The sequence below is a fragment of the Pseudonocardia sp. EV170527-09 genome, from assembly GCF_008369905.1.
GTDB lineage: Bacteria > Actinomycetota > Actinomycetes > Mycobacteriales > Pseudonocardiaceae > Pseudonocardia.
On record NZ_VRMC01000232.1, the window covers coordinates 1 to 1523 of the forward strand.

Genomic DNA, 1523 nt, shown 5'->3' on the forward strand with positions numbered 1-1523 from the left:
GGACCCTGGCCGACGGCTGGGCCTACGCCCGACTCTATGAGTCGACCCGCCAACGCAACGACGCCCTACCCGGCTGGCTGCACTTCTACAATCACCACCGCGCTCACTCCGCCATCGGCGGCCAGCCACCAGTCACCAGGCTGACCAACCTCCCTGGACATCACACCTAGGCTCGCCGCTCGGTCAGCTCGGTGGCCACCGCCAGACCGATCACCACGGCGAGCACGACCACCCCGATCACGATCGCGGGCAGGGCGTGTCCGGCCACCAGCGCGACCACCGCGGCCACCACCAGGATCGCGGCGGCCACGTAGCGCGACCGTCCGACCGTGCCGGTGCGCCCCTGCAGGTAGAGCTTGTTGCCCGCGAGGTAGAGCAGCGGGCCGCCGACCGAGGTCAGCACCAGCGCCGGGGTGTTCTCCGGGTGCGTGAGGTGCAGGTCGATCGCCACCGCGAACAGCACCGCCCCGGCCACCATCAGGCCGTGCGCGTAGGCGAACGCGGCCCGCGCCGCACGGGTCGACCCGTCGCCGGAGCTCGCCCGGGTGCCGTGCCCGGCGAGCGCGAAGTAGGACCACCACAGCGCGACCAGACCGGCGAAGCCGAGCAGGGTGATCACCACCGCGTAGGGGGTCACGTCCTCCATCTCCGACAGCGTGAAGCCCATGATCAGGATCGACTCGCCGAGCGCGATGATGAACACCAGCCGGTTGCGCTCGGCGAGGTGCTCCACGTCGGTCGGCCACTCGTCCATCGGGGTGCGCCCGAGCCCCGGCACCCGGAACTCGAACCGCGGCCCGGCCATGTCGACGGCGACGGCCAGCGCCCAGACGACCAGCCGCGCCACCGGCGGGAGGAACGCGCCGACGACGACGAGCACGGACGCGGCCGTGCTCCACACCAGCAGGTTGCGGTAGTTGCGGGCCATGACGTGCCCGCGCATGGTCACGACGAGGAACAGCGGGCGCCCGATCTGGGCGGCGGCGAAGCACAGTGCGAACAGCAGCCCGGACTCACCGAACGCATCCGGCAGGGCCAGCGCCATCCCCAGCGCCGCCAGCATCAGCCCGGCGTTGAGCATCCGGACCGACGGGCGTCCGGGGTCCAGGTAGTTCATCGCCCAGGCCGAGTAGTTCCACAGCCACCAGACCGCGGCGAACAGCACCGCCGTCTCCAGCGCGCCGATCGGGGTCAGGTGGTAGAGCAGGGTGTGCGAGACCTGGACGATCGCGAACACGTAGACGAGGTCGAAGAACAGCTCGATCGGAGCGACCTCGGAGTCGCCCTCCCGTCGCAGCACCCGCGGCCGGATGTCCGGTGTGGTCATCGGTGGGCTCCTTTCCCGTGTCAGCGCTGCCGAAGGGGGGTCTGTAACGAGAACGGTGGTTCCGGCGATGTTGTCAGTAGTGCTCGGCGCCCGGCCAGCGGTCACCGAAAGTGATGGCGAAGGCGTTGAGGACTGGCTTCCAGCGCATCATCCATCGGGTGTGGCCTCGTCCGGTCGGGTCGAGGCTGCGGGTGAC

The 1523-nt window shown here is 70.3% G+C and carries 2 protein-coding genes; one reads left to right on the forward strand and one right to left on the reverse strand.

Features of this window, described 5'->3' with window-relative positions; translation table 11 throughout:
* Positions 1-170 (forward strand): integrase core domain-containing protein (locus FVA95_RS28680; RefSeq protein WP_149662779.1); only part of this gene is annotated, 170 nt, incomplete at its 5' end.
* On the opposite strand, the gene FVA95_RS28685 is transcribed toward FVA95_RS28680, so the two are convergent.
* Entirely contained in the window at positions 167-1327 is a 1161-nt protein-coding gene (locus FVA95_RS28685; RefSeq protein WP_149666891.1) for a low temperature requirement protein A, read from the reverse strand. The genes FVA95_RS28680 and FVA95_RS28685 overlap by 4 nt on opposite strands.
* Positions 1328-1523: the final 196 nt, after the last annotated feature.